General features: G+C 67.0%; 19 protein-coding genes, 1 tRNA gene and 1 pseudogene. 8 read left to right on the top strand and 13 right to left on the bottom strand.

The window, feature by feature from the left end:
• Positions 1-14 precede the first annotated feature (14 nt).
• From J0J10_RS01545 to J0J10_RS01520, 7 genes and pseudogenes are all read right to left on the bottom strand, one after another.
• Complete coding sequence (locus J0J10_RS01545; protein WP_291645261.1) at positions 15-686, bottom strand: EAL domain-containing protein; 672 nt, start codon at positions 684-686, stop codon at positions 15-17.
• 229 nt (positions 687-915) lie between these two features.
• Positions 916-1,284, bottom strand: a pseudogene (locus tag J0J10_RS26990) (diguanylate cyclase domain-containing protein); the annotation flags it as partial.
• A gap of 35 nt (positions 1,285-1,319) precedes the next feature.
• Entirely contained in the window at positions 1,320-2,327 is a 1,008-nt protein-coding gene (locus J0J10_RS01540) for a PAS domain-containing protein (protein ID WP_291644702.1), read from the bottom strand.
• A gap of 87 nt (positions 2,328-2,414) precedes the next feature.
• On the bottom strand, positions 2,415-3,035 hold the full coding sequence (locus J0J10_RS01535; protein WP_291644700.1) for a TetR/AcrR family transcriptional regulator: 621 nt from the start codon (positions 3,033-3,035) through the stop codon (positions 2,415-2,417).
• Positions 3,032-4,216 carry an acyl-CoA dehydrogenase family protein gene (locus J0J10_RS01530; protein WP_291644697.1) on the bottom strand — a complete coding sequence of 395 codons (1,185 nt, stop codon included), beginning with the start codon at positions 4,214-4,216 and terminating at the stop codon, positions 3,032-3,034. Before J0J10_RS01530 ends, J0J10_RS01535 begins: the two co-directional genes overlap by 4 nt.
• Positions 4,217-4,482: 266 nt before the next feature.
• Positions 4,483-5,496 carry a TRAP transporter substrate-binding protein gene (locus tag J0J10_RS01525; RefSeq protein WP_291644695.1) on the bottom strand — a complete coding sequence of 338 codons (1,014 nt, stop codon included), beginning with the start codon at positions 5,494-5,496 and terminating at the stop codon, positions 4,483-4,485.
• Positions 5,497-5,656: 160 nt separating this feature from the next.
• Positions 5,657-7,531 (bottom strand): TRAP transporter large permease, encoded by a 1,875-nt coding sequence (locus tag J0J10_RS01520; protein WP_291635331.1) that lies wholly within the window; start codon positions 7,529-7,531, stop codon positions 5,657-5,659.
• Positions 7,532-7,738: 207 nt separating this feature from the next.
• Here J0J10_RS01520 and J0J10_RS01515 point away from each other — a divergent pair, with 207 nt between their 5' ends.
• The 3 genes from J0J10_RS01515 to J0J10_RS01505 are packed head-to-tail and all read left to right on the top strand — an operon-like array spanning position 7,739 to position 11,090.
• Positions 7,739-8,590, top strand: a complete 852-nt coding sequence (locus J0J10_RS01515) for an IclR family transcriptional regulator (RefSeq protein ID WP_291644693.1) — start codon at positions 7,739-7,741, stop codon at positions 8,588-8,590.
• Positions 8,590-10,233 (top strand): acyl-CoA synthetase, encoded by a 1,644-nt coding sequence (locus J0J10_RS01510; RefSeq protein WP_291644691.1) that lies wholly within the window; start codon positions 8,590-8,592, stop codon positions 10,231-10,233. Before J0J10_RS01515 ends, J0J10_RS01510 begins: the two co-directional genes overlap by 1 nt.
• On the top strand, positions 10,230-11,090 hold the full coding sequence (locus tag J0J10_RS01505) for a PCC domain-containing protein (protein WP_291644689.1): 861 nt from the start codon (positions 10,230-10,232) through the stop codon (positions 11,088-11,090). The genes J0J10_RS01510 and J0J10_RS01505 overlap by 4 nt, the downstream gene beginning before the upstream one ends.
• Positions 11,091-11,120: 30 nt before the next feature.
• Here J0J10_RS01505 and J0J10_RS01500 read toward each other — a convergent pair whose 3' ends face one another.
• The 3 genes from J0J10_RS01500 to J0J10_RS01490 form a co-directional block, all read right to left on the bottom strand.
• Positions 11,121-14,741, bottom strand: a complete 3,621-nt coding sequence (locus tag J0J10_RS01500) for an autotransporter domain-containing protein (protein ID WP_291644687.1) — start codon at positions 14,739-14,741, stop codon at positions 11,121-11,123.
• A 544-nt stretch (positions 14,742-15,285) separates the two neighbouring features.
• Complete coding sequence (locus tag J0J10_RS01495) at positions 15,286-16,905, bottom strand: GMC family oxidoreductase (protein WP_291645258.1); 1,620 nt, start codon at positions 16,903-16,905, stop codon at positions 15,286-15,288.
• 180 nt (positions 16,906-17,085) lie between these two features.
• Complete coding sequence (locus J0J10_RS01490; protein ID WP_291644685.1) at positions 17,086-17,634, bottom strand: hypothetical protein; 549 nt, start codon at positions 17,632-17,634, stop codon at positions 17,086-17,088.
• A 43-nt stretch (positions 17,635-17,677) separates the two neighbouring features.
• Between J0J10_RS01490 and J0J10_RS01485 the strand changes: the two genes are divergently transcribed.
• The 4 genes from J0J10_RS01485 (at position 17,678) to J0J10_RS01470 (ending at position 23,356) form a co-directional block, all read left to right on the top strand.
• Positions 17,678-18,244 (top strand): TetR/AcrR family transcriptional regulator, encoded by a 567-nt coding sequence (locus J0J10_RS01485; protein ID WP_291635318.1) that lies wholly within the window; start codon positions 17,678-17,680, stop codon positions 18,242-18,244.
• A gap of 68 nt (positions 18,245-18,312) precedes the next feature.
• Positions 18,313-19,503 (top strand): efflux RND transporter periplasmic adaptor subunit, encoded by a 1,191-nt coding sequence (locus tag J0J10_RS01480; protein ID WP_291644682.1) that lies wholly within the window; start codon positions 18,313-18,315, stop codon positions 19,501-19,503.
• Positions 19,504-19,508: 5 nt separating this feature from the next.
• Positions 19,509-22,658 (top strand): efflux RND transporter permease subunit, encoded by a 3,150-nt coding sequence (locus J0J10_RS01475; RefSeq protein WP_291644681.1) that lies wholly within the window; start codon positions 19,509-19,511, stop codon positions 22,656-22,658.
• 140 nt (positions 22,659-22,798) lie between these two features.
• Positions 22,799-23,356, top strand: a complete 558-nt coding sequence (locus tag J0J10_RS01470) for a LysE family translocator (RefSeq protein WP_291644679.1) — start codon at positions 22,799-22,801, stop codon at positions 23,354-23,356.
• A gap of 154 nt (positions 23,357-23,510) precedes the next feature.
• Here the strand turns inward: J0J10_RS01470 and J0J10_RS01465 are convergent, their stop codons facing one another.
• The 3 genes from J0J10_RS01465 to J0J10_RS01455 all read right to left on the bottom strand — a co-directional run bounded on the left by J0J10_RS01465 (position 23,511) and on the right by J0J10_RS01455 (position 24,718).
• On the bottom strand, positions 23,511-24,035 hold the full coding sequence (locus tag J0J10_RS01465) for a hypothetical protein (protein WP_291644677.1): 525 nt from the start codon (positions 24,033-24,035) through the stop codon (positions 23,511-23,513).
• Positions 24,036-24,224: 189 nt separating this feature from the next.
• Positions 24,225-24,440 (bottom strand): DUF1059 domain-containing protein, encoded by a 216-nt coding sequence (locus J0J10_RS01460; protein WP_291644675.1) that lies wholly within the window; start codon positions 24,438-24,440, stop codon positions 24,225-24,227.
• A 202-nt stretch (positions 24,441-24,642) separates the two neighbouring features.
• Positions 24,643-24,718 (bottom strand) — tRNA-Thr (locus J0J10_RS01455).
• A 155-nt stretch (positions 24,719-24,873) separates the two neighbouring features.
• On the opposite strand from J0J10_RS01455, the gene J0J10_RS01450 reads away from it, so the two are divergent.
• Positions 24,874-25,461: a hypothetical protein gene (locus J0J10_RS01450; RefSeq protein ID WP_291644673.1), complete on the top strand. Its 588-nt coding sequence runs from the start codon at positions 24,874-24,876 to the stop codon at positions 25,459-25,461.

The following is a 25,461-nucleotide window of genomic DNA, read 5'->3' as shown; positions in this document are numbered from 1 at the left end:
GCCAGCGCGCTGACTCAGGCTGCTGCGCTGTCGTCACGCATGGCGGCGAGCTTGGGAAGCAGGGTCGATTGCTTCAGGAGCGCGGGGACTCGGGCCGCCGCGACCGGCCGGGCATAGCGGTAGCCCTGCGCCTGCGCGCAGCCATGGCGGCGCAGAAAGGCCTCCTGCCCCGCCGTCTCGACGCCTTCGGCGACGATGCCGAGGCCGAGATCGGTGGCAAGGGCGATCATCGCGCGGACGATCGCGGCATCGTCGCCCTCCTCCTCGACCTGGCCGACGAAGCTGCGGTCGAGCTTGATCGTATCGACGGGAAAGCGCTTGAGATGGGTGAGCGAGGCGTAGCCGGTGCCGAAATCGTCGAGCGAGACATGCAGCCCCGCGGCGCGCAGCGCCCGCAAGGTGCGCTCGGCCTCGCCGGCGCTGCGGGCCAGCAAGACACTTTCCGTGACCTCGATGCCGAAGCAGCGTGTAGGCACGCCTGCGGCCGCGAGCTTGCCGAGCAGGCGTTCCGGTAACCCCGAATCTCGGAAAATGCCGGCGGAGAGGTTCACCGAGACGATGCCCGGCTCGAGCCCGGCATCGAGCCAATCGCGCAGGTCGCGCAGGACCGCGGCGACGATCGCATCGCCGATCCCGGCGGCGATCTCGACATCCTGGAAGCCCTCCTGGAAGGCAGCAGCCGGGATGATGCCGCGTTGCGGGTGGCGCCAGCGCCTCGAAGCCCGCGACCTTGCCGTCCGCGAGCCCGACCTGCGGCTGGTAGAAGGGCAGAATACGGTCTTCCCGGAGGACCTGCACCAGATCGCGGCAGATCGCGACCCGCCGGGTCATCGCAGCCTGCATCGCGGGCTCGTAGACGACCGCGATGTTGCGGCCATTGGCCTTGGCCCGATAGAGGGCGAGATCGGCATCCTTCCTTAGCTCGCCGCCGTCGCGGTCATGTTCCGGCGCGAGCGCGATGCCCAGGCTGGCGCGGGGGCTGATCATCTGTCCGGCATGTTCGCAGGGCTCGCGCAGCGCCTCGAGCAGGGCCTCGGCCTTGAGGCGAGCGCCGGCGACATCGAGCGCCTGCTGCGAGAGCACGACGAATTCGTCGCCACCGAGGCGGGCGACCATGTCGGCCGGGCCGAGCGCGCCGGCGAGCCTCGCCGCCGCCTGGAAAAGCAATTCGTCGCCGGCATCGTGGCCAAGCGTATCGTTGACCGATTTGAAGTCGTCGAGATCGATCAGGAACAGGCTGACCGTGCCGCCTGTCTCGGCCATGATATCGAGCGCTTGCTGCAGACGCTCCTGGAAGAGCAGGCGGTTCGGCAGGCCGGTCAGGTCGTCATGCGTCGCCTGCCACCTGGCGCGGGCCTCAGCCGCCTTGCGATCGGTGATGTCGACGATGCCCGCGACACGGCGAGCGCGCCATCGATCGGCACGCCGGTCGCGGTGATCAGGACATCGCGCCGGGCCCCCGCGCCGTCCCGCATCTGCGCCTCGTAGCCGGAGATCTGGTCCTGCTGCTCCAGCCTGCCCAGAATCTCGCGCCGGTCACGCTCCGCGAAAAGGATGTCCGAGACCCGTGCCGTGGCAAGCTGCTCGCGGCCGAAATAGCGCTTCGCCGCATCATTGCTGCGCAGGAAGCGACCGTCCTCACGGGAGGCCACCACCAGCGGGATCGGCACCGCCATGAACAGACGCTCGATCATCGCCTGGCTGACGCCGAGCGCATCCTTGGCCTCGCGCTCGGCCTGGGTCGCCGTCCATTCCAGCCGGCGCAGGCGGTTGCCATGGATCACCACCAGCCCGAGCGCGAAATTCAGCATGACCAGGACAAGGACCAGCCCCGGCAGCGTCGTCGGGAACGGGCCACGGCCGAGATAGCCGGCAAGCATCAGGGCACTGCAGCCGCCCCCCAGCGTCATCGTCCAGCGAAAGGCGGTCGGCGCGACCAGATAGAAGATCGAGGGCAGCATCATCACGACGAAGAGCGCCAGATCGCTGCGCGAGGAGACCAGCAGCGCCACGGCCAAGGCGGTCGCGACCTCCCAGCCGATCAGGATCCACTGCGCCTCCTCGAAGCGCGTCGCCTTGCGCACCAGCCCATAGCAAAGCAGCGAAGCGGCGACCACGACGAGCCGTGCCGGGACCGCGACGAAGAAATGCGAGGTGCCGTGGAAGCGCCAGTCGCTGACCAGGAACAGCGTGTTGAGGACCGCCGAAACCAGGAAGATCAGACGACATTGCCGCAACGTTTCCGCAAGGCGGGCCTGCCGAAACACCGCCTCGCGGGCGGAATCGAGAAACTCGCCACCGAATCGAAACAGGTTGTCGCGCGCCATGCGGCATCGTCGGCGGCGAATCTCAAGGCAAGGTTAAGGCGAGGCGGCGCCTTCAATGAAAATCGTCGAAAATGGCGAAAACCGACGCTATTTCGCGGCGTCGACGCCGTTAGGCGCGACCAAGGCCGCGAATTCGCGAGAGAGCGCGGCGATATCGAAACGCTCGGGCCGGTACCAGTCGATCGAGCCGTTCAAGGCGCCGAGCAGGAACAGGCGCAGCGCCTCGGGCGAGCGGCCGGGCGCGATCCCTCCGGCCTCCCGCAATTCGGCGAGGAGGCCGCGCCAGACATCCTCGTAGAGCCGGCGCGACAGGCGCACGCTCTCCGGCACAGGGCCGCTGCCGAAGGTGAAAACCTTGATCGCTGCGCTGGTATAGTCGCCATGGCCATGCAGCGCAGCGAGATGAGCCGCGATCGCCGCCTCGAGCCGCTGGCGCGGACCCGCCTGCGCCGCTGCAGCCAGCGCCGCGGCCACCGCCTCGTCGACGAAGCGGACGCCGTCATTGACCACCGCCTCGACGAGTTCCTCCTTCGACGCGAAGTGGTGATAGAGGCTCGCCTTGCGGATGCCGACAGCCTCGGCGATCTCGCGCAAGCTCGTCTGGTGATACCCGCCGGAACGCAGCAGGCGCGCCGCCATGTCGAGGATCAGCCGGCGCGAGCCGCCCTCCGGCCCTGCCCGGCCTGTTCGGATCGCTGGCGCCGTCACAGCCGCTTGGCCACCTCTTCCAGCATCACCTCGGTGGCGCCGCCGCCGATCGCCTGGACGCGGGCATCGCGTGCCATGCGCTCGATCGCGCTCTCGCGCATGAAGCCCATGCCGCCATGGAACTGGACGCAGGCATACATGACTTCGTTGACCAGCTCGCCGCAATAGGCCTTGACCATCGAGACCTCGCGCGTTGCGTCGAAGCCCTGCACGTCGAGCCAGGCGGCGTGGTAGACGAGCTGGCGCCCGGCCTCGACCTTGGCGGCCAGCATGGAGAGCTTCTGGCGGATTGCCTGCTTCTCCCAGAGCGGCGCGCCGAAGGCTTTTCGCGTGCGGACATGGTCGAGCGTCAATTCGATCGCGGCCTGCGCCTCCCCCATCGCCATGGCGCCGATCACCGTACGCTCATTCTGGAAATTGCTCATGATCGCGTAGAAGCCGCGCCCCTCGCCGCCGAGCAGGTTTTCGGCCGGAACGCGGCACTCCTCGAAGATCAGTTCGGCGGTGTCGGAACAGCGCCAGCCATGCTTGTCGAGCGCGCGGCCGACGCGGAAGCCCGGCATGCCCTTCTCGACGAGGAACATCGAGACCGATTGCGAGGGCTTCGCCGCTGCATCGGTCTTGGCCGCGACGCAATAGAGATCGCCATGGACGCCATTGGTGATGAACATCTTGGCGCCGTTCAGCACGTAGTGGTCGCCATCGCGCCGCGCCGTGGTGCGAATGCCCTTCACATCGGAGCCGGCATCCGGCTCGGTGACGGCGACCGCGCAGATCGCCTTGCCGGCGACCACATCCGGCATCCATTTGTCGCGCTGCGCCTTGCTGCCGGCATTGAAGAGATGGACTGAGGCCATGTCGGTATGGACCAGCGCCGTGATCGCGAAGCCGGAAAAGGTCGAGCGTCCGAGCTCCTCGGCGAGGATCACGGTCGCGAGCGTGTCCATCTCCGCCCCGCCATATTCGGCCGGGTAGCGAATGCCGAAGAAGCCGAGCGCACCCATGCGTTCGAGCACGGCGCGCGGCACCATGCCGGCCTCTTCCCAGGCGAGTCCGTGCGGCTTGACCTCGGTCTCGACGAAGCGGCGGACCTGGTCGCGCAACGCCTCGTGCTCCTCGCTGAAATAGGGCGAGCGGCGCTGCCCCGCGCCATCAGCCCCGAAGCTCTCCGCTGCCGTCATCGCGATCCTCCCTGGCGCCGCCTTCGCGCTCTCAACTACCTACCGGACGGTAGGGGGATATGGGACGGAGAGCAAGCAGAGGGGCAGGCGATCGCAAGCAAAAAGGGCGCGGCGCCAAAGCGCCACGCCCTGAACGTCGATGCACCGCCATTCGGGAGAAGCGGTGAAGCCGGGCAGTTCCGGCGATCCATCGAAGAGCGTTGCGCTCCGCGATGGATTCGGCGTCCCGCTTCGCTCCAGCCGCAATGACGGCAGAGCCAGCAGGCTCAGGCGAGCTTGCCGCCGACAGCCTTTTCGAGGATGGCCCAGGCCTCGTCGCCATATTTGCCCTTCCATTCGGCGTAGAAGCCGGCCTTCTGGAGCGCCGCACGGAATTCGTCGGGCTTGGTCTCGTTGATGACCATGCCCTTCGAGGTCAGTTCGGCCTGCAGCCCGGCATTGAGCTTGGCGACGTCGGCGCGCTCGTTCATGGCGGCGGCATCGATATGCTTGGCGACGATCGTGCGCAGGTCCTGCGGCAGGCGCTCCCAGGCGCGGCGGTTGGCCAGGAACCAGAAGCCGTCCCACATATGGTTGGTCTGCGAGAGATATTTCTGGACTTCGAACAGCTTGGCGGTCGCGATGATCGCGAGCGGATTCTCCTGGCCGTCGACGATCTTGGTCTGCAGCGCGGTGTAGACCTCGGCGAAGTTGATGCTGGCCGGGGCCGAGTCGAACGCCTTGAACATCGAGGTCCAGAGCGGCGAGACCGGCACGCGGATCTTGAAGCCCTTGAGGTCGGCCGGCGAATTGATCGGCCCCTTGGACGAGGTCATCTGACGGAAACCGTTGTCCCAGATCTTGTCCATGACATGCAGGTTCGCCTTGGCGATCTGGCCGCGGACATAGGCGCCGAGCTCGCCGTCCATCGCCTTCCAGACCGCGTCATAGTTCGGGAAGGCGAAGCCGATGCCGCTGACCGAAGCATTCGGCACCAGGGTCGAGAGGATCAGCGGCGACAGCGTGAAGAACTCGACGCCGCCGGCGCGAACCTGGTTCAGCATGTCGGTGTCGGAACCGAGCTGGTTGTTCGGGAAGATCTGGATGACGACGCGGCCATTGGTCTCGGCCTTGATCTTCTCCATCGCCTCGTTGGCGCGCACGTTCATCGGATGCGCGAGCGGCAGGTTGTTGGCGTATTTGTAGGTGAATTCAGGCGTCTGCGCCCGCGCGATCGAGAAGGTTCCGATCGTCGCGGCGGCAGTGGCGCCCTGCAGGATGGTACGGCGTGAGATCGACATTGGCGTTTCCTCCAAGCTTTTGTCGTTATAGGCGGTCAGGTTTCGTCGTCATTGCGAGCGCAAGCGAAGCAATCCGTGAGGTCTCGCGCAATCCCTCCGGATTGCTTCGCCGGCAGAGCCTTCTCGCAATGACGACATGGCGAAGCATGCAGCATCACGATCACAGGAACATGGTCGAGAAGGATGGCACATAGGCGATGATCAGCAGACCGGCTACCAGCGCCAGCAGATAGGGCCAGATCGCGCCCATCGCCTCGTCCGGCTGCACATTGCCGATCTTGCAGGCGATGTAGAAACCGATGCCGATCGGCGGGGTCATCAGGCCGATATTCATCGCTGTGACCACCACCATCGAATAATGGACGTCGTTGATGCCGAGATTCTTGGCGATCGGAAACATCAGCGGCGCCATCAAGACGATCGCCGGCAAGCCCTCGAGCACGCAGCCGAGGATCATGAAGACGACGATGGTGACGGCCATGAAGGTCACCCAGCCGCCGGGCAGTCCGGTCATCAGCGTTGCGAGATCGCGGGCAAAGCCGGTCTGGGTCAGGGCCCAGGCCATGGCCGAGGCGGTCCCGAGGATCATCAGGATCGCGCCGGAGAGCGCTGCGGTCTCGACCAGCATGCCGTAGAATTTACGCCAGCCGATGCCGCCATAGAGCACGACGCCGACGATCAGCGCATAAAGAACGGCGATGGTCGAGACCTCGGTCGCGGTGGCGACACCGCCGCCGACCGCGCCGCGGATCAGGAAGGGCAGGACGAGCGCGGGCGTCGCGATCAGCGCCGTCTTGCCGATCACTGCGAGCGGCGCCCGGCGCACGCCTTGCAGCACCTCGCCGCGCGCCTTCCAGCGCGCCAGGATGGCGAGCACCAGCAGGAGCACGGTGGCGACGACGAGGCCGTTGGTGAAGAGCCCGGCGATCGAGACGCCGGCGACCGAGCCGAGCACGATCAGCACGATCGAGGGCGGCACCGTCTCGGCCATGGCGGCGCCGGTCGAGAGCAGCGCGATCAGCTCCTTGGGCTGGTAGCCGCGGCGCTTCATCTCCGGGAACAGCGCCGGGGCGACCGTCGCCATGTCCGAGACCTTCGAGCCGGAAATGCCCGAGACCAGGAAGAGCGAGCCGAGCAGCACATAGGACATGCCCGCGCGGATATGACCGAGCAGCGAGGCGAGAAAATCGACGATCGCCTTGCCCATGCCGGTGGCGTCGAGCACGCAGCCGAGCAGAACGAAGATCGGCACCGAGAGCAGGATCAGGCTCGACATGCCCTCGTCCATGCGGCCGATCATCACGAAGATCGGCACGGAGGTGCTGAAGGCCAGGAAGCAGAGCGCGCCCATGCCGAAGCAGAAGGCGATCGGGATGCCGGCGACCAGGCAGAAACCGACGACGCCGATCAGGAAGATCAGGATGTTGAGATAGCCGAGCGTCTTGAAGACCGGCGTCATCAGATAGCAGATGACGGCGACTGCGGCGATCAGCAGCCCCGCCATGACGAGGTCACGGAAGCTGCAGACCCGCACGGCATAGCTCAGCACCAGCGCCAGCATGGCGATGATGCCGAAGGCGATGGCCGAGACGCGCCAGCTCGCGGGAATATTGAGCGCGGCGGTGGTGACGTAGGATTCCTCGATGACATAGTCGATCGCGGGCCAGGTCATCACCAGCAGGAAGGTCGCGACCACGAGCAGGCCGAAGGCGTGGACCGGGCCGCGCCATTTCTCGGGCAGCATGCCGACGAACAGCGTCAGACGCAGGTGCTCGTTGCGGTCGATGGCGATGGCGGCGCCGAGCATGGCGAGCCAGAGGAAGGAGATCGAGGCGGCCTCATCGATCCAGACGACCGGGATCGACAGCACATAGCGCGAGGTGACGCCGCCGAGCAGCAGGGTGATGATGATGACCAGCAGAGCCGCAGCGACCATCTCGAGCGGCCGCACCAGCGGCGAGCCGGTGCGCGCCGGCTCATGATCGAGACTGTCCAGGACGGCGTCGGCGCCGTCTCTCGTGCTGGCATCGGCCATCAGGCCGCCCTCCCCATTCCGCCCGATCTGCCGAATCTAGCGCCGGCTTCAGGTCCATATCGTGGCCTTTTTGGACCACTGCTTCAGGCTGGACCATACACAGATCGAGGGTCGTTGCAATCGTAACCATGTCGAACTACAGATTTAGGAGTAAATCGAAGGTCCGTATAATGGACCCGTGAGTGCGAGGAAATGCGAGCAGGAGCCATGCCGACGGCAGATTTGCAGGGATCGCAAAGCGTCGACCGCGCCTTGCGCCTGCTCTCGCTCGTCGGTCGCGAGAGCGCAGCCGGCCTGCCATTGAGCGAGATCGTCATCGAGACCGGACTGAGCAAGCCGACGGTGCGGCGCCTGCTGCTGGCGCTGATGCGCGCCGGGCTGGTCGAGCAGGCGGATGCGACCAGGCGCTATCATCTCGGCGAGGAAGCCTTCGTGCTCGGCCTGCTCTCCGGTAGCCGGCACGGCCTGCTCGATCTCGCCCTGGCGAGCCTGCGCCGGCTCTCCGACATGACCCAGGACACCAGCTTCTTCTCGGTCAGGCGCGACCGCTTCGCGGTCTGCCTGCACCGCGAGGAAGGCACCTGGCCGGTGCGCACCCATGCGCTGCAGGCCGGCGACCAGCACCCGCTCGGCATCGGCGCCGGCTCGCTCGCCATGCTGGCGGCCCTTGGCGACGACGAGGTCGAGGCGATGATCGAGGCCAATCGCTCCATCCTGGCGGAGAGCTATCCGAGCTATACCCCGGCGAGCCTCCGCACCGACGTCGCGCAGGCCCGCGCGCAGGGCTTCTCGCTCAATCCCGGCCGCATCGTCGCCAGCTCCTGGGGCATCGGCGTCGCCGTGCGCTTCCCGGACCGGCGCGTCGCCGGCGCGCTCAGCATCGCGGCGATCGACGCGCGCATGCGGCCGCAGCGACAGGAAGAGCTCGCCGTGCAGTTGCGGCACGAGGCCAAGCAGGTCGAGCAGCGCCTCGCCGCGATGCTGGGCCGGAACCAACTCCTGCACGTGCCGCCAGAGGCGCCGGCACGCGCCCCGAAACAGCCAGCGGAGACGAATTGATGACGACTTCCGGAGAGGCATCCGGCCCGCTCGGCGGGCTGAAGCCCGTCTCGACGCGGGTGATGAACCTCGCGCATTTCCTGACGCGCAATGGCAAGCGCTTCGCCGACAGGCCGGGTTTGATCTGGGGTGAGCGGCAATGGAGCTGGGGCCGGATCGACGCCGCCGTGCATGCGCTCTGCGCGGCGCTTGCCGCCCGCGGCATCGGCAAGGGCGACCGCATCCTCGTGCATTCGAAGAACTGCGACGAGATGTTCTTCTCGATGTTCGCGGCCTTCCGGCTCGGCGCGGTCTGGGTGCCGACCAATTTCCGGCTGATGCCCGACGAGGTCGCCTATCTCGCGACCTCCTCCGGTGCCAAGGGCTTCCTCTGTCATGGCGACTTCCCGGAGCATGCCGCGGCCGTCGCCAAGGAAAGCAAGGCGCTGCAGTTCACCTGGCGGATCGGAGCCGGCGATTTCGGCGAGACGACGGTCGGCGAGGCGATCGCGGGGCACGAGGGCGCGCACGTCGCCGACGCCATGGTCGAGCGCGACGATCCCTGCTGGTTCTTCTTCACCTCCGGCACCACCGGGCGCTCCAAGGCGGCGGTGCTGACCCATGGCCAGATGGGCTTCGTGATCACCAACCATCTCGCCGACCTCGTGCCGGGCTCGACCGAGGCGGACGCCTCGCTCGTCGTCGCGCCGCTCTCGCATGGCGCCGGCGTGCACCAGCTCGTGCTCTCGGCACGCGGCGCGCCGAGCATCCTGCTGCCGACCGAGCGCTTCGATATCGACGAGGCCTTCCGGCTGATCGCGACGCATCGGGTGACCAACATCTTCACGGTGCCGACGATCCTGAAGATGCTGGTCGAGCATCCGGCCGTCGACCAGCATGATCACTCCTCGCTGCGCCATGTCATCTATGCCGGCGCGCCGATGTATCGCGAGGACCAGAAGACGGCGCTGAAGAAGCTCGGCAAGGTACTGGTGCAGTATTTCGGGCTCGGCGAGGTCACCGGCAACATCACCGTGCTGCCGCCCTATCTGCACGAGGCCGAGGACGGGCCGCAGGCCCGGATCGGCAGCTGCGGCGTCGAGCGCACCGGCATCCAGGTCCAGATCCAGAACGACGAGGGCAAGGAGCTTTCGCCGTTCGAGACCGGCGAGATCTGCGTGATCGGCCCGGCGGTCTTCGCCGGCTATTACGAGAACCCCGAGGCCAATGCGAAGTCGTTCCGCGACGGCTGGTTCCGCACCGGCGATCTCGGCCATATGGACGAAGAGGGCTTCGTCTATATCACCGGCCGGGCCTCGGATATGTACATCTCTGGCGGCTCCAACATCTATCCGCGCGAGATCGAGGAGAAGATCCTGACCCACCCCGCGATCGCGGAGGCGGCCGTGCTCGGCGTGCCCGATGCGGTCTGGGGCGAGATCGGCATCGCCGTCTGCGTTGCCCGCGGCAAGGGCCCGAGCGAGGCGGAGCTCGCCGAATATCTCGGCGAGAAGATCCCGCGCTACAAGATGCCGAAGCGCTTCTTCTTCTTCGCGGAACTGCCGAAATCCGGCTATGGCAAGGTGCCGAAACGCCTCGTCCGCGACGAGCTGGAGAAGCGCGGCCTGCTCGATTTCGTGCGCGCGCCGGGCTCCGGCACATGAGGACGATCCGCCAGCCGGGACCGGCCAATCCTGAGCGCGTGCAATGGGCGCAGGCGCGCGGGCAGCGACTGACCCTTGAGCTAAAGCCCGGCCAGATGCTGCTCGATGCGATCAGCGAGGCCTTCGCGGCGCAGGGTTTCGGCAGCGGCGTGCTGCGCCTGCCGGCCGGCCTGGCACTCTCACCCTTCGCCTATGTGATGCCGGCCCTGTCGCAGACATCCGAGCACGCCGCCTTCTATAGCGAGACCTTCCGGCCGGAAGGCGTGGCGCGGATCGAGACGGGAGCGCTGACCTTCGGCACGCGCGACGGCGCGCCCTTCTTCCACGGCCATGCGCTCTGGCGCGAGGCCGACGGGCGCCGCAATGGCGGGCACATCCTGCCCGACCAGAGCTTTCTCGCCGAGCCGGTCACGGTCGAGGCGGTCGGGATCGACGGTGCGGGCTTCGTCGCCCGGCCTGACCCCGAGACCAATTTCAAGCTGTTCATACCGGCGCCGCAGCCGGGCTTCGTCCCTTCCCCGCAGGACCGCTTCTTCGTCTTGCGCCTGTGTCCGAACCAGGATGTCTTCGCGGCGCTGGAAGGCTTCTGCTCCGATCGGGGCATCGCCCGCGCCAGGATCCATGGCGGCGTCGGCTCGACGATCGGCGCGCGCTTCCTCGACGGCGGCGCGACCGAGCCCTTCGCCACCGAAATCGCGATCACCGCCGGCAGCGTCGCGCCGGGCCGCGATGGCAGGCCGGAAGCCGGGATCGCCATCGCGCTCGTCGACTATACCGGCGGCATGGCGCAAGGATCGCTCAGGCGCGGCGACAACCCGGTGCTGATGACTCTGGAGCTGGTGCTCGAAGCCGAATGAGAGGGGGCGCGGTTCGCGCCCCCTGCCCTTTCAGAACCTGACCTCGAAACGCCCCTTGAGCGCATGGTCGCGGGTACGCTCGCCGATCGCCGCGGAATAGGCGAGACCGACAGTCGTCGCCTTGCTGACGCGCCAGTCGAGCCCGGCCTCGGCGACCAGCGCATTGCGGTCGATCTGGGTCGCGAACACCCGGGCCGGCGTGGTGCCGGCGACGAAGCCGGTCGTCGCCTGCGGCGTGAGCTCGCCGAAGCCATAGCGCCAGCCGAGCAGGCCGCGGGCGAAGAGCGGCATCGCGCCGAGCTGCGCCTCGGCCCGCAGGCCAAGCGTGGTGAAGCCGAGATTCTGCTCGCCCGAGAGCACCTGCAGCGCCGCCGGCCCACCCCGCTCAAAGGACGAACTGCTCGAGACCCGCAGCAGTGCCAACTGTGCGAAGGGCTCGATGGCGAAACGCTCGAAGCGGAAGGCATAGCCGAGCTCGGCGAAGGCCTGGAGCAGATCCGTATCGCGTTCCGAGCGCAGCGTGTCGCCGAAGCCGCGTATCCGGACCTGACGGGTCAGGCTGGTCTCGCCGAAGGAATAGCCGAGGCCGCCATCGAGCCGCCAGCCGCCGAAGCGCGCACCGGCATAGATCAGGGCATGGCCGCTTTCGAGCCGGCCGGAGGAGAGCCTGGCGTCGACATCGAAATCCGAGCGGGTGTAGCCGCCGGCGACGCCGACCCGCAGCGAGCTCGCGCCGCTGTCATAGAGCTTCATGTCGGCGCCGAGAATGGCACCACCGGTCCGACGCGACAGGCTCGCCGCATTGCCGTCCGCATCCGTATTGGCATGCGCGCCCACCGCCTCGCCCCAGATGGTGAAGCGGTCGTCGAAGCGCGGCGCCGGCATCAGCACCGGGGCCTTGGCCGTGGGCAGATCGGCGGAGAACCCGGCCGCAACCGACTCGCCGGGCAGCGTCAGCAGCGAGCCGCGCAGGCGCCCCAGCACCGCCTCGCGCACCAGCCGGCTCTCGCCGATCGCGACCGAGACGCCCTGGGCATGAGCCTCGCCCGAAAGCAGGTCGAAGCCGGCCCGTGCCTCGGCCGCCGTCGCCGAGATCAGGTTGTCATAGATCGGATTGCCGACTCCCAGACGCTCTGCCGCGTTCGCAATGAAGCCCTGGTTGCGCGTCGCCGCGATATAGGGCCGGCCCGAGCCTTCCGGCCCGAAGCTCTGCTCGTTGCGGACCAGCGTCAGGGTGACGTTCTGCGCGCCATAGCTCAGCGTCGGCGTCAGGAAGGCGAGGTTCGAGGTGACGCCGGAGAACTGGCCGGTGACACCGCCGCCGGCGGTGAGGATCGTATAGCGCGTCGCCGCCGCGTAGTTACCGTTCTCGGCCAGGACCTGGACCGTGCCGCCGGAGAGCGTCGCCATGCCGAGCACGTCGATCCTGTCGCCCTGACCGGCCGCGTTGACCTCCACCTGATAGATCGAGCCGGCGGCAAAGGAGATGTTGCCGTTGACGGTCAGCGTGCCGATCGAGTTGCCCGGCGCGATGGTGGAACCCGCGCTGGCGACGATGCCGCCGACGGTGCCCGAACCGCCGAGCGATCCGCCATTGACCGTCACCGTACTCGCGAGCGCGCCGTTGACCACAAGCTTGCCGGCATTGACCGTGGTCGCACCGGTATAGTTGTTGACCCCGGTCAGCGTGAAGGTGCCTGCACCGTTCTTGACGAGGCCGCCGGTCCCGCCGATCGAGCCGGAGAAGCTGGTCGAGGCGCCGTTCGCCCCGGTCGTCAAGGTTCCCGTGCCGAGATCGATCGCGCCGGCGCCGGCGAGCGAGCCGATGGTCTGGTTGAACCCGCCGAGACCGAGCATTGCGCCGCCAGCAATGGTGAAGGCGGAAGTCGAGGAGAAGGCGCCGGCGTTACCCGCCCGCAGCATGCCTTCGGCAACCGTCGTCGCGCCGGAATAGCTGCTCACCCCGGCGAGCGTGAAGGTCCCCCCTCCGGTCTTGGTCAGGCCTCCGGTTCCGCCGATCGTCCCGGAAAAGGTGGTCGAGCCGCCATTGGCCCCGGTCGTCAAGGTTCCGGCGCCCAGCGTGATCGTGCCTGCGCCGGCGAGCGAGCCGACGGTCTGGTTCAAGCCGGCGAGGTCGAGCGTCGCGCCGCTCTGCACCGTGAAGGTCGAGGCCGAGGAGAAGGCGCCGGCGCTGCCGGCCCGCAAGGTCCCACCGGCAACCGTCGTCGCGCCAGTATAGCTGTTCGCGCCGGTGAGCAGCAGCGTGCCGGCTCCCAACTTCGACAGCGAGCCCGGGCCCGTGAGGGACTGCGCCACCGTGAAGGTGTTGCCGGCTGCGGCGATATCGAAACCGCCGCCATTCGCCCCGAAATTAAGGCTGCGCGCCAGCTGCGTGAGCATCGTGCCGGTCACCTGGAGCACGCCGCCATTCAGGGTCAGCGCGCCCGAGACATCGCCGAGATTGGCCTCGGCCGAGACGCTCACCGTCCCGCCCGCGATCGTGGTGCCGCCCGAATAGGTATTGCTGCCCGAGAGCGTCAGCGTTCCCGCGCCGGTCTTGACCAGGGATCCGCCGACCCCGCTGATCACGCCGCTGACCTCGGTCGAAGCGTTGTTGCTGCCGGCCGTCAGCTCGTTGCCGCCGAGCACATAGGCGCCGGCGCCGGCGATCGAGCCGATGCTGAGCTTGCCGTCGCCATTCGGCCCGGTGCTGCCCGCAAAGCTGGTGGTCGCTCCGGCATTGGTCAGCAGCGTCGCGTTGCCGCCCGTGCTGTTGTGCAGGAAGGACAGGGTGTTGTTGTTGGTGATGACCGCGTTGCCGCCCGTGCTGTTGTCGCGGAACTCGGCCAGATTGGTATTGGTAATGGTCGCATTGCCCGCCGTGCTGGCGGTGAAGAAGGCGAGGTAGTGATTGTTGGTGATGGTGGCGTTGGCGGCCGAGCTCGTACCCAGGAATTCCAGCCGGTTGCCGTTGGTGAAGGTCGCGGTCCCGGCGTTGCTGGTGTCCTGAAACAGCATCACGCCGGTGGCGGTATTGGTGATCTGCGCATTGCCGGCCGTGCTGGAGAAATAGAAATAGGTATTGGCGTTATTGGTGATCGTCGCATTGCCCGCCGTGCTCGAACCGACGAAGACGAGATCCCTGTTGTTCGTGATCGTCGCATTCCCGGCCGTGGCCGTATCGTAGAATGCCAACTCGACACTGGCGTTGTTGGTGTTCGTGATGAACGCATTCCCAGCGGAGCTCGAACCGCGGAAATCCAACTGCCCCTGATTGATAAAGGTCTGCGCCACGCCTGAATTGTTGACGATGCCGGCACCGGTGAAGGTCAACGCATTCGGGAAAGTGGCCGTATTCGTGATGGTGAAGCTGCTGGCGCCGGCATTGAAAGTGATGCCACCCAGGGAGGTGTTGCCGGAATTGGTGATACCCAGAACCGTCGAAGTGTCGAAGAAGCCCGTCCCGCTCGGAACGGTATTCGTGCTCCAATTGGTTCCGGTCGAGAATTCGTTCGTGCCGGGCGCGGCAAGCCAGGTCGCGTCCTGCGCCTGGGCACTGGTCACCGCCCCCAGGCTCAACGCCGTCCCCGTCAGCAGCAGGAACCGCAGCGACGTGCGACGTAGCCGGGAATCCGAGTAACCCAAGGCCATGGCGCTCCTCCTCGACCCCATTTCTTCGACAGCCTCCCGTCTCGACGCAATCTGAAAAGCGATCATGCAGGAACTTGCTCGCCAAGTGTTGCGAATAGCACCCAGGCGGAGGAGGAAGGGGCGCCTCGAATTTGCCTGCCCTGCGAAATCAAAGCCAAACAATCTCCGAATATTCGACCACAGCCTACGATAACGACCTGATTTTTCAACGAAAGCCCTCATTGGAGGTAATCGGGCCGAAATATGCAGCTCCCGATCAACTACGGGCGAGCACGACGAGATTTCCTGCCCACGGCATCAACGGCGCGCAGGCAAAGAACCGCAAAATATTCCCGGCAGAACCGGCCTCGAACAGCTGTCACGCCGTCATTCTATTCTTCGGCGGAGCGAATGGGGTAGCCGAGGCGCCCTCGCTCGCAAGAATGGGTACTCCGGCGTGATCGGAGGCCGGCCGTGACGGTTGGACCGGCGGCCGGCGCCGCGCCCGCCCGGCGCACGACCGAGAACGCTTCCGATCGCGCCTCGCCCCGGTCCAAGGATGGGCCTAGCGCGCATCCTCCCGGATCATCTGCGCGCCCTTCTCGCCGATCATCACGGTCGGCGCGGCTGTGTTGCCGGAGGTGATCGCCGGCATCACCGAGGCGTCGATCACCCGCAGGCCCGCGACGCCGCGCACACGCAGGCGCTGGTCGAGCACCGCCATCGGATCGTCGTCGCGGCCCATCCTGGCCGTACCCGCCGGATGGAAGATCGTCGTGCCGATGCGGGCGGCGGCCTCGGCCAGCGCCTCCTCCGTGTCATGGCCGGGGCCGGGCAGGTATTCCTGCGGATTGAAGCGGGCGAGCGGTGCCTGCGCGACGATGCGGCGGGCGAGCTTCAGCGCATCGACCGCGACCTGCCGGTCTTCTTCGGTCGCGAGGTAATTCGGCGAGATCGCCGGTGCGGCGTTGGGGTCCAGGCTCTTGAGATGGACGCTGCCGCGGCTGGTCGGGCGCAAATTGCAGACGCTGGCGGTGAAGGCGCCGAACGGGTGCAGACCGTCGCCCCATTTGTCGAGCGAGAGCGGCTGGAAGTGGAATTCGAGATTGGCGGTGGCGTAGCGCGGCGCCGATCTGGCGAAGGCGCCCATCTGGGATGGCGCCATGGTCAGCGGCCCGGTGCGGCGCGCCGCATATTCCAGCGCCATCAGCGGCCGGCGCCAGAGCTTGGCATAGTCGGTGTTGAGGGTGCGCACGCCGTCGACCTTGTAGATCGGCCGCAGCTGCAGATGATCCTGCAGGTTCTCGCCGACGCCGGGCGCGTGCTGCACGGTCTCGATGCCGAGTTCCTGCAGACGCGCGCCATCGCCGATGCCGGAGCGCTCGAGGATGGCGGGAGAACCGACCGCGCCGGCGCTGAGGATGACCTCGCCCGAGACTTCCGCGAGATAGCGCTCGCCGGCGCGCAGCAGGACCACGCCGGTCGTGCGCCCGTTCTCGACGACGATGCGCTCGACGGTGACGCCGAGCTCGACCCGGAGATTGTCGCGGTTCAGCGCCGGCTCGAGGAAGCCGCGCGCCGCGCTCCAGCGCCGGCCGCGCTTCTGGTTGACCTGGAAATAGGAGACGCCCTCATTGTCGCCGGTATTGAAATCGTCGATGCGTCGGATGCCGGCGGCTTCGCAGGCGTCGCGGACGGCATCAAGAATGTCCCAGCGCACGCGCGGATGCTCGACGCGCCATTCGCCGCCGGCACGATGGAAGCGGCCATCGGGGGCGGCATGGTCCTCGTGCTTGAGGAAAAGCGGCAGGACATCGTCCCAACCCCAGCCTTCGAGGCCGAGCTGGCGCCAGCCATCATAGTCCGCCGCCTGGCCGCGCATGTAGATCATCGCGTTGATCGCCGAGCAGCCGCCGACGACGCGGCCGCGCGGATAGGCGAGCGAGCGGCCGCCAAGGCCCGGCTGCGGCTCGGTCTGGAACAGCCAGTCGGCGCGTGGATTGCCGATGGCGTAGAGATAGCCGACGGGGATGTGAAACCAGACCCAGTCGTCCTTGCCGCCGGCTTCGACGATCAGGACATTCTTGCGGCGGTCGGCGGAGAGCCGATTGGCCAGCACGCAGCCGGCCGAGCCCGCGCCGATGATGACATAGTCGAAGCTGCCGATGCTGGTTTCGCCCGCCATACGCTTTCCGCCCTGGTCCTCACCCTTTCCCAAGGGATAGGGCGAGCCGGCCGCCGCGGCAACGCGCGGCCAGTGCGAAAAAACCTTGCTGCGCATGCGCCTTTGTCTTGGACCGCGCAGCCCCGGCAGCGCCGATAGCAGAGCCGTGACAGGCAACGGGCATGACGCAGGACGCGGCCCCTAGCCTGAAACCACCGGACGCTTCAGACCCTCGCGGACCAGGGCGAGCGCCTCGGCGAGGCTGCCCGGCGGGATAAAAATATGGCTGCCGCCCTTCTGGCAGGCCCACTCCAGCCGGCTGGTCTCGAAGATCGGCAGATAGCGCTTGTTGAAGGTGATCCTCTGCAAGCGCGGCGGACAAGCCTCCAGACCGAGGGCGAATACCCATGAAGCCGGCTCGTGGCTTCGCGAAAAGCTGATATGAGAGCTGTGCCGCCCCCTTGGATGCCCTTCCTGCCAGAGCTTGGTCAAGCCGAAGCGGACCGCCGTGTGGACCACACCCACAACCTCCTCGGTCAGCTTCCAGCGCAAAGCGAGATAGGAGCGGCCGTGCTGACTGACACTCAGCACCCCTGCCTCCTCGACGAGGCGGATGTCGTTCTTAGCATCGTGAAAGCAACCTGACCGCAGGATTCCGCTCCTTGCCGCTCGCATTTCGCCGCATGGCCTGGCTTTCGACCATCGGAGACGATGGGCCATCGCCGGGCCGCACGGGTTGACATAGCGCAAAGCTAATTTATATCCAACCGGTCGGTTATTATCAAAGTGAGCCATGGGCCGCCATCGCACCATCGACCGGGAAGCCGTCCTCGACGCAGCCGAAAAGGTTGTGAGCCGGGACGGCGCAGCGCGCCTGACGCTTGAAGCCGTCGCGGCCGAGGCCGGGATCAGCAAGGCGAGCGTGCTCTATGACTACAAGACCAAGCGCGCCCTGATCCGGGCCGTTATCGAACGGCGCGTCGCCGTCGAGACCGCCTATATCCAGACATTCGTCGATGCGCTCGCAGGCGAGCCGGATGCGCTGATCCGCGGCCGGATCGCCTCGGCTGCCCGGCATCGCTCCGACCTGGAACGCGCCGTGGCGTTCAACCTGTGCGCCGCACTGGCCCAGGATGCCGAGCTGCGCGAGCCGATCCAGGCGATCAACCGCGACCAAATCGCCGAGATCGCCAGCCAGTCCACCCATCCGCGCGGCGCGATGCTCGCTTTCCTCGCCGCCCAGGGGCTGATGATGATGGAATGGTTCGAGCTGCATAGCTGGTCGGCGGACGAGCGCGAGCGCATCGTCGCCGACCTCGGCTGGCTGGTCGACCAGTCCCCGGCCTTACCGGCGGCCTAGCCAGCGGATCGGCCGCAGCAGACCAGACCTCCGTCCTTCTCCATTTGTACCCCCATCCGGATCCCCGCATGACCCTCCCGATCTCGCATCTTGGCCGCGGCCTGCTGCTCGGCGCGCTGCTGCTGACCGCCGCCTGCACCGAAGAGCAGAAGCCGGCGCAAGGCGCTGGCGCGCAGCGTCCGCCGGTCGCCATCGGCGTCGTCACGGCCGAACCGCAGACCTTGCCGGTGACCAACAACTTGCCGGGCCGGATCGCGCCGACGCGCATTGCCGAAGTGCGCCCGCGCGTCTCCGGCATCGTCGTCGAGCGCGTCTTCCAGCAGGGCAGCATGGTCAAGCAGGGCGACGTGCTCTACCGGATCGACCCGGCGCCGTTCCGTGTGCGGGTCGCCAGCGCCGAAGCGGCGCTGAAGCGGGCCGAGGCGAGCCAGCTTCAGGCCCGCCAGCACTCGGACCGGATCGTCGAGCTGCTCGAACGCAAAGTCGCCAGCACCCAGCAGCAGGAAACGGCGGTCGCGCAGCTGGCCCAGGCCGACGCCGACGTCGCCGCGGCCCGCGCCGGTCTCGACGCAGCGCAGCTCGACCTTGAATACTCGGAAGTCCGGGCGCCGATCAGCGGCCGGATCGGGCGTGCCCTGATCACCGAAGGCGCCCTCGTCGGCACCGGCGCCGCCGATATCCTGGCGACGATCCAGCAGCTCGACCCGGTCTATGCCGACTTCACCCAGTCGGCCGGTGAATTGCTCGCCCTGCGGCAAGCGCTCAAGCTCGGCGCGCTGACCGGACCCAATCCGGGCGCCGCCAATGTGCAGCTGCTGTTCGACAATGGCGCCACCTACAAGCATCGCGGCCAGTTGCTGTTCTCCGAGGCCACGGTGGACGTCACCACCGGACAGGTGACACTGCGCGGCCAGTTCCCCAACCCTGAAGGCGATCTGCTGCCTGGCATGTATGTCCGCGTCGTCATCGAGCAGGGCGCGCAGAGCAACGCCATCGCCGTCCCGCTGCAGGCGATCCAGCGCGATGGCAGCGGCCAGGCGCAGCTCTATGTCCTGAAGGCCGACGGTACGCTGGAGCTTCTTCCGGTCAGAGCAGGGCGTACGCTCGACAACCGCCAGGTGATCGAGGACGGGCTGAAGCCCGGCGATCAGGTCGTGGTCGAAGGCTTCCAGAAGATCCGCCCCGGCGCCAAGTTCACCGGCATGCCGTGGAAGCCGGCCGCCGCCGACCCTGCCGCCGCCACCGAAAAGCAGGGCTGAACGCGATGCCGAGCTTCTTCATCGACCGCCCGATCTTCGCCTGGGTCGTCGCGATCTTCATCATGCTCGCTGGCGTCATCACGATTCCGATGCTGCCGATCGCGCAGTATCCGAATGTCGCGCCCCCGCAGATCACGATCAGCACCAACTATCCCGGCGCCTCGCCCGAGGACATCTACCAGAGCGTCACGCGGCCGATCGAGGAGGAGCTCAACGGCGTCCCGGGCCTGCTCTATTTCGAGTCGACCTCGGAGGCGAACGGCCGGATCAACCTGACCGTCACCTTCGCGCCGGGGACCAAGATCGGCGAGGCGCAGGTCGAGGTGCAGAACCGGATCAGCCGGGTCGAGCCGCGCCTGCCACAGACCGTGGTGCAGCAAGGCATGCGCGTCGAGCAGGCCGGCACCGGCTTCCTGATGCTGGTGACGCTGACCTCCGCCGACGGCAAGGTCGACGCGATCGGCCTCGGCGACTATCTCAATCGCAACGTGCTCGGCGAGATCCGGCGCATTCCCGGCGTCGGCAGCGCCACGCTCTTCGCGACCCAGCGCTCGATGCGGATCTGGATGGATTCGGAGAAGATGCTCGGGCTCAAGCTGACCTCGGCCGACGTCATCGCTGCCGTGCGGGCCCAGAACGCCCAGGTCGCGGCGGGCCGCATCGGCGCCCAGCCGAACCCGATCAACCAGCAGCTTTCCGCCACCGTGCTGGTCAAGGGGCAGCTGACCTCGCCCGAGCAGTTCGGCTCGATCGTGCTGCGCGCCAATCTCGACGGCTCGTCGGTCCGGCTGCGCGACGTCGCCCGGATCGAGGTCGGCGGCGAATCCTACAACTTCTCGACGCGCCTGAACGGCCAGCCGAGCGCCGCGATCGGCGTACAGCTCTCGCCGACGGGCAATGCGCTCGCGACCTCGCAGGCGGTACAGGCCAAGATGGAGGAACTCGCGCGCTTCTTCCCGGCCGGCCTGAAATACGACATCCCCTACGACACCTCGCCCTTCGTCGAGGTCTCGATCGAGAAGGTGGTTCACACATTGCTCGAGGCCATGGCGCTGGTCTTCGTGGTGATGTTCCTGTTCCTGCAGAACTTCCGCTACACGGTGATCCCGACGCTGGTCGTGCCCGTCGCGCTGCTCGGCACCTGCGCGATCATGTTCGCCGCCGGCTTCTCGATCAACGTGCTGACCATGTTCGCGATGGTGCTGGCGATCGGCATCCTGGTCGACGACGCCATCGTCGTGGTCGAGAATGTCGAACGCATCATGGCCGAGGAAGGGCTTTCGCCGAAAGAGGCGACCCGCAAGGCGATGACGCAGATCACCGGCGCGATCGTCGGCATCACCCTGGTGCTGACGGCGGTGTTCGTGCCGATGGCCTTCTTCCCCGGCGCGGTCGGCATCATCTACCAGCAGTTCAGCCTGACCATGGTCGTCTCGATCCTGTTCTCGGGCTTCCTGGCGCTGACCCTGACGCCGGCGCTCTGCGCCACCTTCCTGAAGCCGATCGCAAAGGGCCATCACGAGGAGAAGAAGGGCTTCTTCGGCTGGTTCAACCGCAATTTCGACCGGATGTCGCATGGCTATAGCGGCATCGTCTCGGGGATCACGCGCCGCACCGGCCGCTACATGCTGATCTACCTCGCCCTGCTCGCGGGGCTCGGCTGGTCGTTCATGCGGCTGCCCTCCGCCTTCCTGCCGAACGAGGACCAGGGCTATCTGATCGTCGACGTGCAGGCCCCGCCGGAGGCCAGTGCCAACCGGACGCTCGACGTGCTCAAGCAGATCGAGAAGATCGCGCTCGCCGAGCCCGCCGTCTCGCGCATGGTCGGCATCTCCGGCTACAGCTTCGCCGGCGCCGGCGAGAACGCGGCGCTGGCCTTCATCACGCTGAAGGACTGGAGCGAGCGCGGCCCCAACGATTCCGCCACCGCCATCTCGGCCCGGATGAACGGCAAGATGTTCCAGATCAAGGATGCGCAGACATTCGCACTGTCGCCGCCGCCGATCCAGGGCCTGGGCAATTCGAGCGGCTTCACCTTCCGCCTGCAGGACCGTGCCGGCCTCGGCCAGGAGGCGCTTTCGGCGGCGCGCGCGCAACTGCTCGCCGCGGCGGCCCAGAGCCCGGTTCTCGTCGGCCTTCGCGTCGAGGGGCTCGCCGATGCCGCCCAGGTCAACCTGATCATCGACCGCGAGAAGGCGAACACCTTCGGCGTCGCCTTCGCCGACATCAATGCGACGATCTCGGCCAATCTCGGCTCATCCTATGTCAACGACTTCCCGAATGCCGGGCGCATGCAGCGGGTCACGGTCCAGGCCGATGAAGGGCAGCGCATGCAGACCGCCGATCTTCTGCGCCTGAACGTCCGCAATGCCCATGGCGGCATGGTGCCGTTCTCCTCCTTCGCCGGCATCGAATGGTCGAAGGGCCCCTCGCAGGTCGTCGGCTATAACGGCTATCCGGCGGTGCGCATCGCCGGCCAGGCCGCGCCGGGCTATTCGTCGGGTGCCGCCATCGCCGAGATGGAAAGGCTGGCGCGCGAACTGCCGCCGGGCTTCGGCTATGAATGGACCGGACAGTCGCTGCAGGAGATCCAGTCGGGCTCGCAGGCGCCGTTGCTGATCGGACTCAGCATCCTGCTGGTCTTCCTGCTGCTGGCGGCGCTCTATGAGAGCTGGTCGATCCCGCTCTCGGTGATGATGGTGGTGCCGCTCGGCGTGATCGGCTCGGTCGCGGCGGTGACGTTGCGCGGCATGCCCAACGACGTCTACTTCCTCGTCGGACTGATCGCGATCATCGGGCTCTCCGCCAAGAACGCGATCCTGATCATCGAGTTCGCCAAGGACCTGCACGCCGAGGGCAAGCCGCTGATGGAAGCGACGATCGAGGCGGCACATCTGCGCTTCCGGCCGATCCTGATGACCTCGCTGGCCTTCACGCTCGGCGTGGTGCCGCTCGCCATCGCGACGGGCGCCAGCGCCGCGAGCCAGAACGCGATCGGCACCGGCGTGCTCGGCGGCATGATCTCGGCGACGGTGCTCGCGATCTTCTTCGTGCCAGCCTTCTTCGTCTTCATCATGAAGCTGTTCGCGCCCAAGGAGCCCAAGCCGGGGCTGGAGCCGAAGGCGACGCAGGTCGCGGTGACGGCGGAGGATTGAGCCGTCCGGGCCCAGCCGTCCCGTCGCGACGGCTGGGCTCCCGCAACTTCCGCAAGGAAAGCCAAGCCGCCTTGCGGCAAGTCAAAGTACCGGTGGCGGCCGCGGGGTAGCAGATTGCGACCGCTATCCCGAGGCCCCCCTTGCAGATCACAACCTTCCTGCTGACTTCCGCGGCGATCCTGCTGACGCCGGGGCCGACCAACACGATTTTGGCCGCCTCCGGCGCGGCTATGGGCCTGCGGCAGGCGAAGCTGCTGCCGCTGGCCGAAGCGCTGGGCTATGCGCTCGCCATCGGCTTCTTCCTCTCGGTCGCGAGCCTGCTCAGGGACGTGCCGCAGGCCTTTCCGGCGATGAAGGCGATGGCCGCCGTCTGGCTTCTGATCTCGGCCCGCAAGCTCTGGTCGCTGCCCGTCGTCCCTGAGATCCCGGCACGCTCCGGCGCCTTTGCGCGGGTGCTGGTCACCACCCTGCTGAACCCGAAGGCGATGCTGGTCGGGACGATCTCGATCCCGTCCCTGCTGCCGGACGTACCGGCGCTCGGCCTGCTGAGCTTCGTCGCGCTGTCGGCCCTGGCCGGGCTCGGCTGGACCGTACTCGGCGCAAGCCTGCCGGCACGCCTGCGGCGGCATTCCTACCGGATGGCGGCGATGATCGTCTGCGGCTTCGCCGTCGCGGCGGCCGTCAGCGCAGCGCAGTGAGAAACTGAACGGAGCCGGCCGAAAGCCGGCACCGTCCTACCCTGATGGCGCCTTAAGCATCGGACCGAAAAGTGGACTCCACTTTTCGGACAATTCCGACGCGATAACACTGAGATAGATCACCCTGACCGCGTCCGAACGGACGCGCGGCGATCTAGGCGCCTTTCGCGTCCCGCCTGGCCTGGGCGCGCTTGCCGGCCTGGGAGACGCTGCCGACCTTGGCCCGGTTGACGCTGAAGCGGCGCTTGCGGCTCTCGATCGCGATCATGCCGCCGTCCGCGGAGCGGTCGACCGGCTGAGCCTTGGCCTTGCTGCCGGCCTTGAGCGCGAGCGCCCGGCGGGCGGCCTCCTTCATCTCCTCATGGGCTGCGATCGCCCGGCGACGCGCCGTCTCCCGGTTGAGCCGCTTGGCGGCCTGGGCCCAGACCTGCTTGCGGCGGGACGGACGCTCGACCTCCCCCGGAAAGCTCGCGCCGCGCGCATCGGCCTTGCCGCGAATGCTGCGGCGCATCTGTCGGACGAAGGTCCGCTCCTTCTCCTGCAGGTCGCGGATGCGCTTGCGCATCTCGGCGAGCGCCTTGTCGTCGGCCTCGACGATGGCCGGGTAATGCGTCCCGGCGACGAAGGCGATCTCGTCCTGCTTGAGCAGGGAATTCTCGGTCTTGATCGACAGCGTCATCGCTTGCGCCTCCATGCTTGGTCCGGGAGGCGCAGTATTCGGCGGACCACGCGCCCTGGCAACCGCGGCGCAGGCGCACGGATTTCCAGGCGCCGCTTCACCCGGCGATGGCACCCGGTGCGGCAATGAAGCGTCAAGCGGCTTTATGTTTGGAGGCCCGAAGGGCGAAGGCTCTCAGGGTCTCCAGACTCAGGCGGCGCGGCCCGGTATCGTCGCAGGCGGCATGCCATCCTTGATGATGCCCCTGAGCTGCCCCCTCAATTCCGGGCTGTCCTTATGGCCATGCACGGCAACAGCATGCTGGACAGCGGCCTCCAACAGCTCGTTCTCCGTGTCGGCGCTGATCGCGATCGAGCACTTCATCTCGCTCGGGAATGCACGGCAATCGATGAACTTGCGTCCCATGGCGTCCTCCCCTTCTGGAAGGCCGAGCATTTCTCCGCCGCCTCCTGGCGATGGAGACTGCCCGCTCGCAATATAGCTCATCCGGGGGAGCTTGGGAAAAGGCGCGTCGCCACCCACCAGGGCAGCAGAGCCCCGGTTTCCGGCAACAAGCCAGAGCATCCATAAGATGGGGCGGAGGAGATCAACAGCCTGAGATGGCGGATGGTGCCGCAAGAGGGATTCGAACCCCCGACCCCCTCATTACGAATGAGGTGCTCTACCAGCTGAGCTATTGCGGCGACGGACGGGGCTGTACCAGCCCACCCGGTTCTTGGCAAGCTGCGGGTGAAGCCTTCCCGCCTAAAACGGCACTGAGCAGAGCAAGCGAAACGGAGTAAGCTCTTTGCTGCCATAGGCCGCGTGGAAACGCCCCGCCCAGCCCCGGGAGCCTGTCATGTCCGAAGCAACGTTGCGGGCCTTGGTTTCGATCGTACTGTCGAGCGCAGCGGTTCCGAACATCCGCTTTCGGATCGAGGGCTATGATGTCTACGCCGAGCGCTTCACGCGGCTGAAGGCGGCCATCCGAAGGCAGGAGATCGGCTTCGAGATCGACGATGCCTATCTCGCCTCGTCCCAGGCCGACGCAGCCTACAACCCGCGCAAGGACAGCATGATCCTGCATTCGTCCATGCTGAAATCGACCGCCATCTCCCAGCGGCACCGCGGCGCCATCATCCATGAATGCCTGCACGCCATCCTCGACATGGATTATGTCCAGGGCATCTCGCCCTATCAGGAGGAAACCGTCTGCGCGCTGACCTCGAACATCTATGTGCTGCACCATTACGGCAAGCCGCTGTTCAAGCCGAACGGCAACGCCACCCAGCTCACGCGCAAAATCGGCCGCAAGCCGGGCATGGACGTCACTTTCGACGACAGCTTCCAGGCGATGTATGAGCAGGTGGCGACGATCTACGATCAGGCCGATCCGAACTATGGCAGGCGTCCGGGCCTGCACAACGGCCTGCGCCAGCGGCTCTGA

The organism is Allobosea sp. (genome assembly GCF_017308075.1).
Lineage (GTDB): Bacteria > Pseudomonadota > Alphaproteobacteria > Rhizobiales > Beijerinckiaceae > Allobosea.
Note: the sequence above shows the minus strand (reverse complement) of the source record. Positions and strands in the feature narration are given on the sequence as shown.

What these genes read in the sequence shown, in the direction of transcription:
- J0J10_RS01510 (WP_291644691.1), top strand. Translation starts at nt 8,590, where the DNA reads ATGACGACTTCCGGAGAGGCATCCGGCCCGCTCGGCGGGCTGAAGCCC.
- J0J10_RS01465 (WP_291644677.1), bottom strand. Translation starts at nt 24,035, where the DNA reads ATGACGCTGTCGATCAAGACCGAGAATTCCCTGCTCAAGCAGGACGAG.
- J0J10_RS01450 (WP_291644673.1), top strand. Translation starts at nt 24,874, where the DNA reads ATGTCCGAAGCAACGTTGCGGGCCTTGGTTTCGATCGTACTGTCGAGC.
- J0J10_RS01495 (WP_291645258.1), bottom strand. Translation starts at nt 16,905, where the DNA reads ATGGCGGGCGAAACCAGCATCGGCAGCTTCGACTATGTCATCATCGGC.
- J0J10_RS01540 (WP_291644702.1), bottom strand. Translation starts at nt 2,327, where the DNA reads ATGGCGCGCGACAACCTGTTTCGATTCGGTGGCGAGTTTCTCGATTCC.
- J0J10_RS01460 (WP_291644675.1), bottom strand. Translation starts at nt 24,440, where the DNA reads ATGGGACGCAAGTTCATCGATTGCCGTGCATTCCCGAGCGAGATGAAG.
- J0J10_RS01505 (WP_291644689.1), top strand. Translation starts at nt 10,230, where the DNA reads ATGAGGACGATCCGCCAGCCGGGACCGGCCAATCCTGAGCGCGTGCAA.
- J0J10_RS01500 (WP_291644687.1), bottom strand. Translation starts at nt 14,741, where the DNA reads ATGGCCTTGGGTTACTCGGATTCCCGGCTACGTCGCACGTCGCTGCGG.
- J0J10_RS01525 (WP_291644695.1), bottom strand. Translation starts at nt 5,496, where the DNA reads ATGTCGATCTCACGCCGTACCATCCTGCAGGGCGCCACTGCCGCCGCG.
- J0J10_RS01480 (WP_291644682.1), top strand. Translation starts at nt 18,313, where the DNA reads ATGACCCTCCCGATCTCGCATCTTGGCCGCGGCCTGCTGCTCGGCGCG.
- J0J10_RS01475 (WP_291644681.1), top strand. Translation starts at nt 19,509, where the DNA reads ATGCCGAGCTTCTTCATCGACCGCCCGATCTTCGCCTGGGTCGTCGCG.
- J0J10_RS01515 (WP_291644693.1), top strand. Translation starts at nt 7,739, where the DNA reads ATGCCGACGGCAGATTTGCAGGGATCGCAAAGCGTCGACCGCGCCTTG.
- J0J10_RS01485 (WP_291635318.1), top strand. Translation starts at nt 17,678, where the DNA reads ATGGGCCGCCATCGCACCATCGACCGGGAAGCCGTCCTCGACGCAGCC.
- J0J10_RS01530 (WP_291644697.1), bottom strand. Translation starts at nt 4,216, where the DNA reads ATGACGGCAGCGGAGAGCTTCGGGGCTGATGGCGCGGGGCAGCGCCGC.
- J0J10_RS01520 (WP_291635331.1), bottom strand. Translation starts at nt 7,531, where the DNA reads ATGGCCGATGCCAGCACGAGAGACGGCGCCGACGCCGTCCTGGACAGT.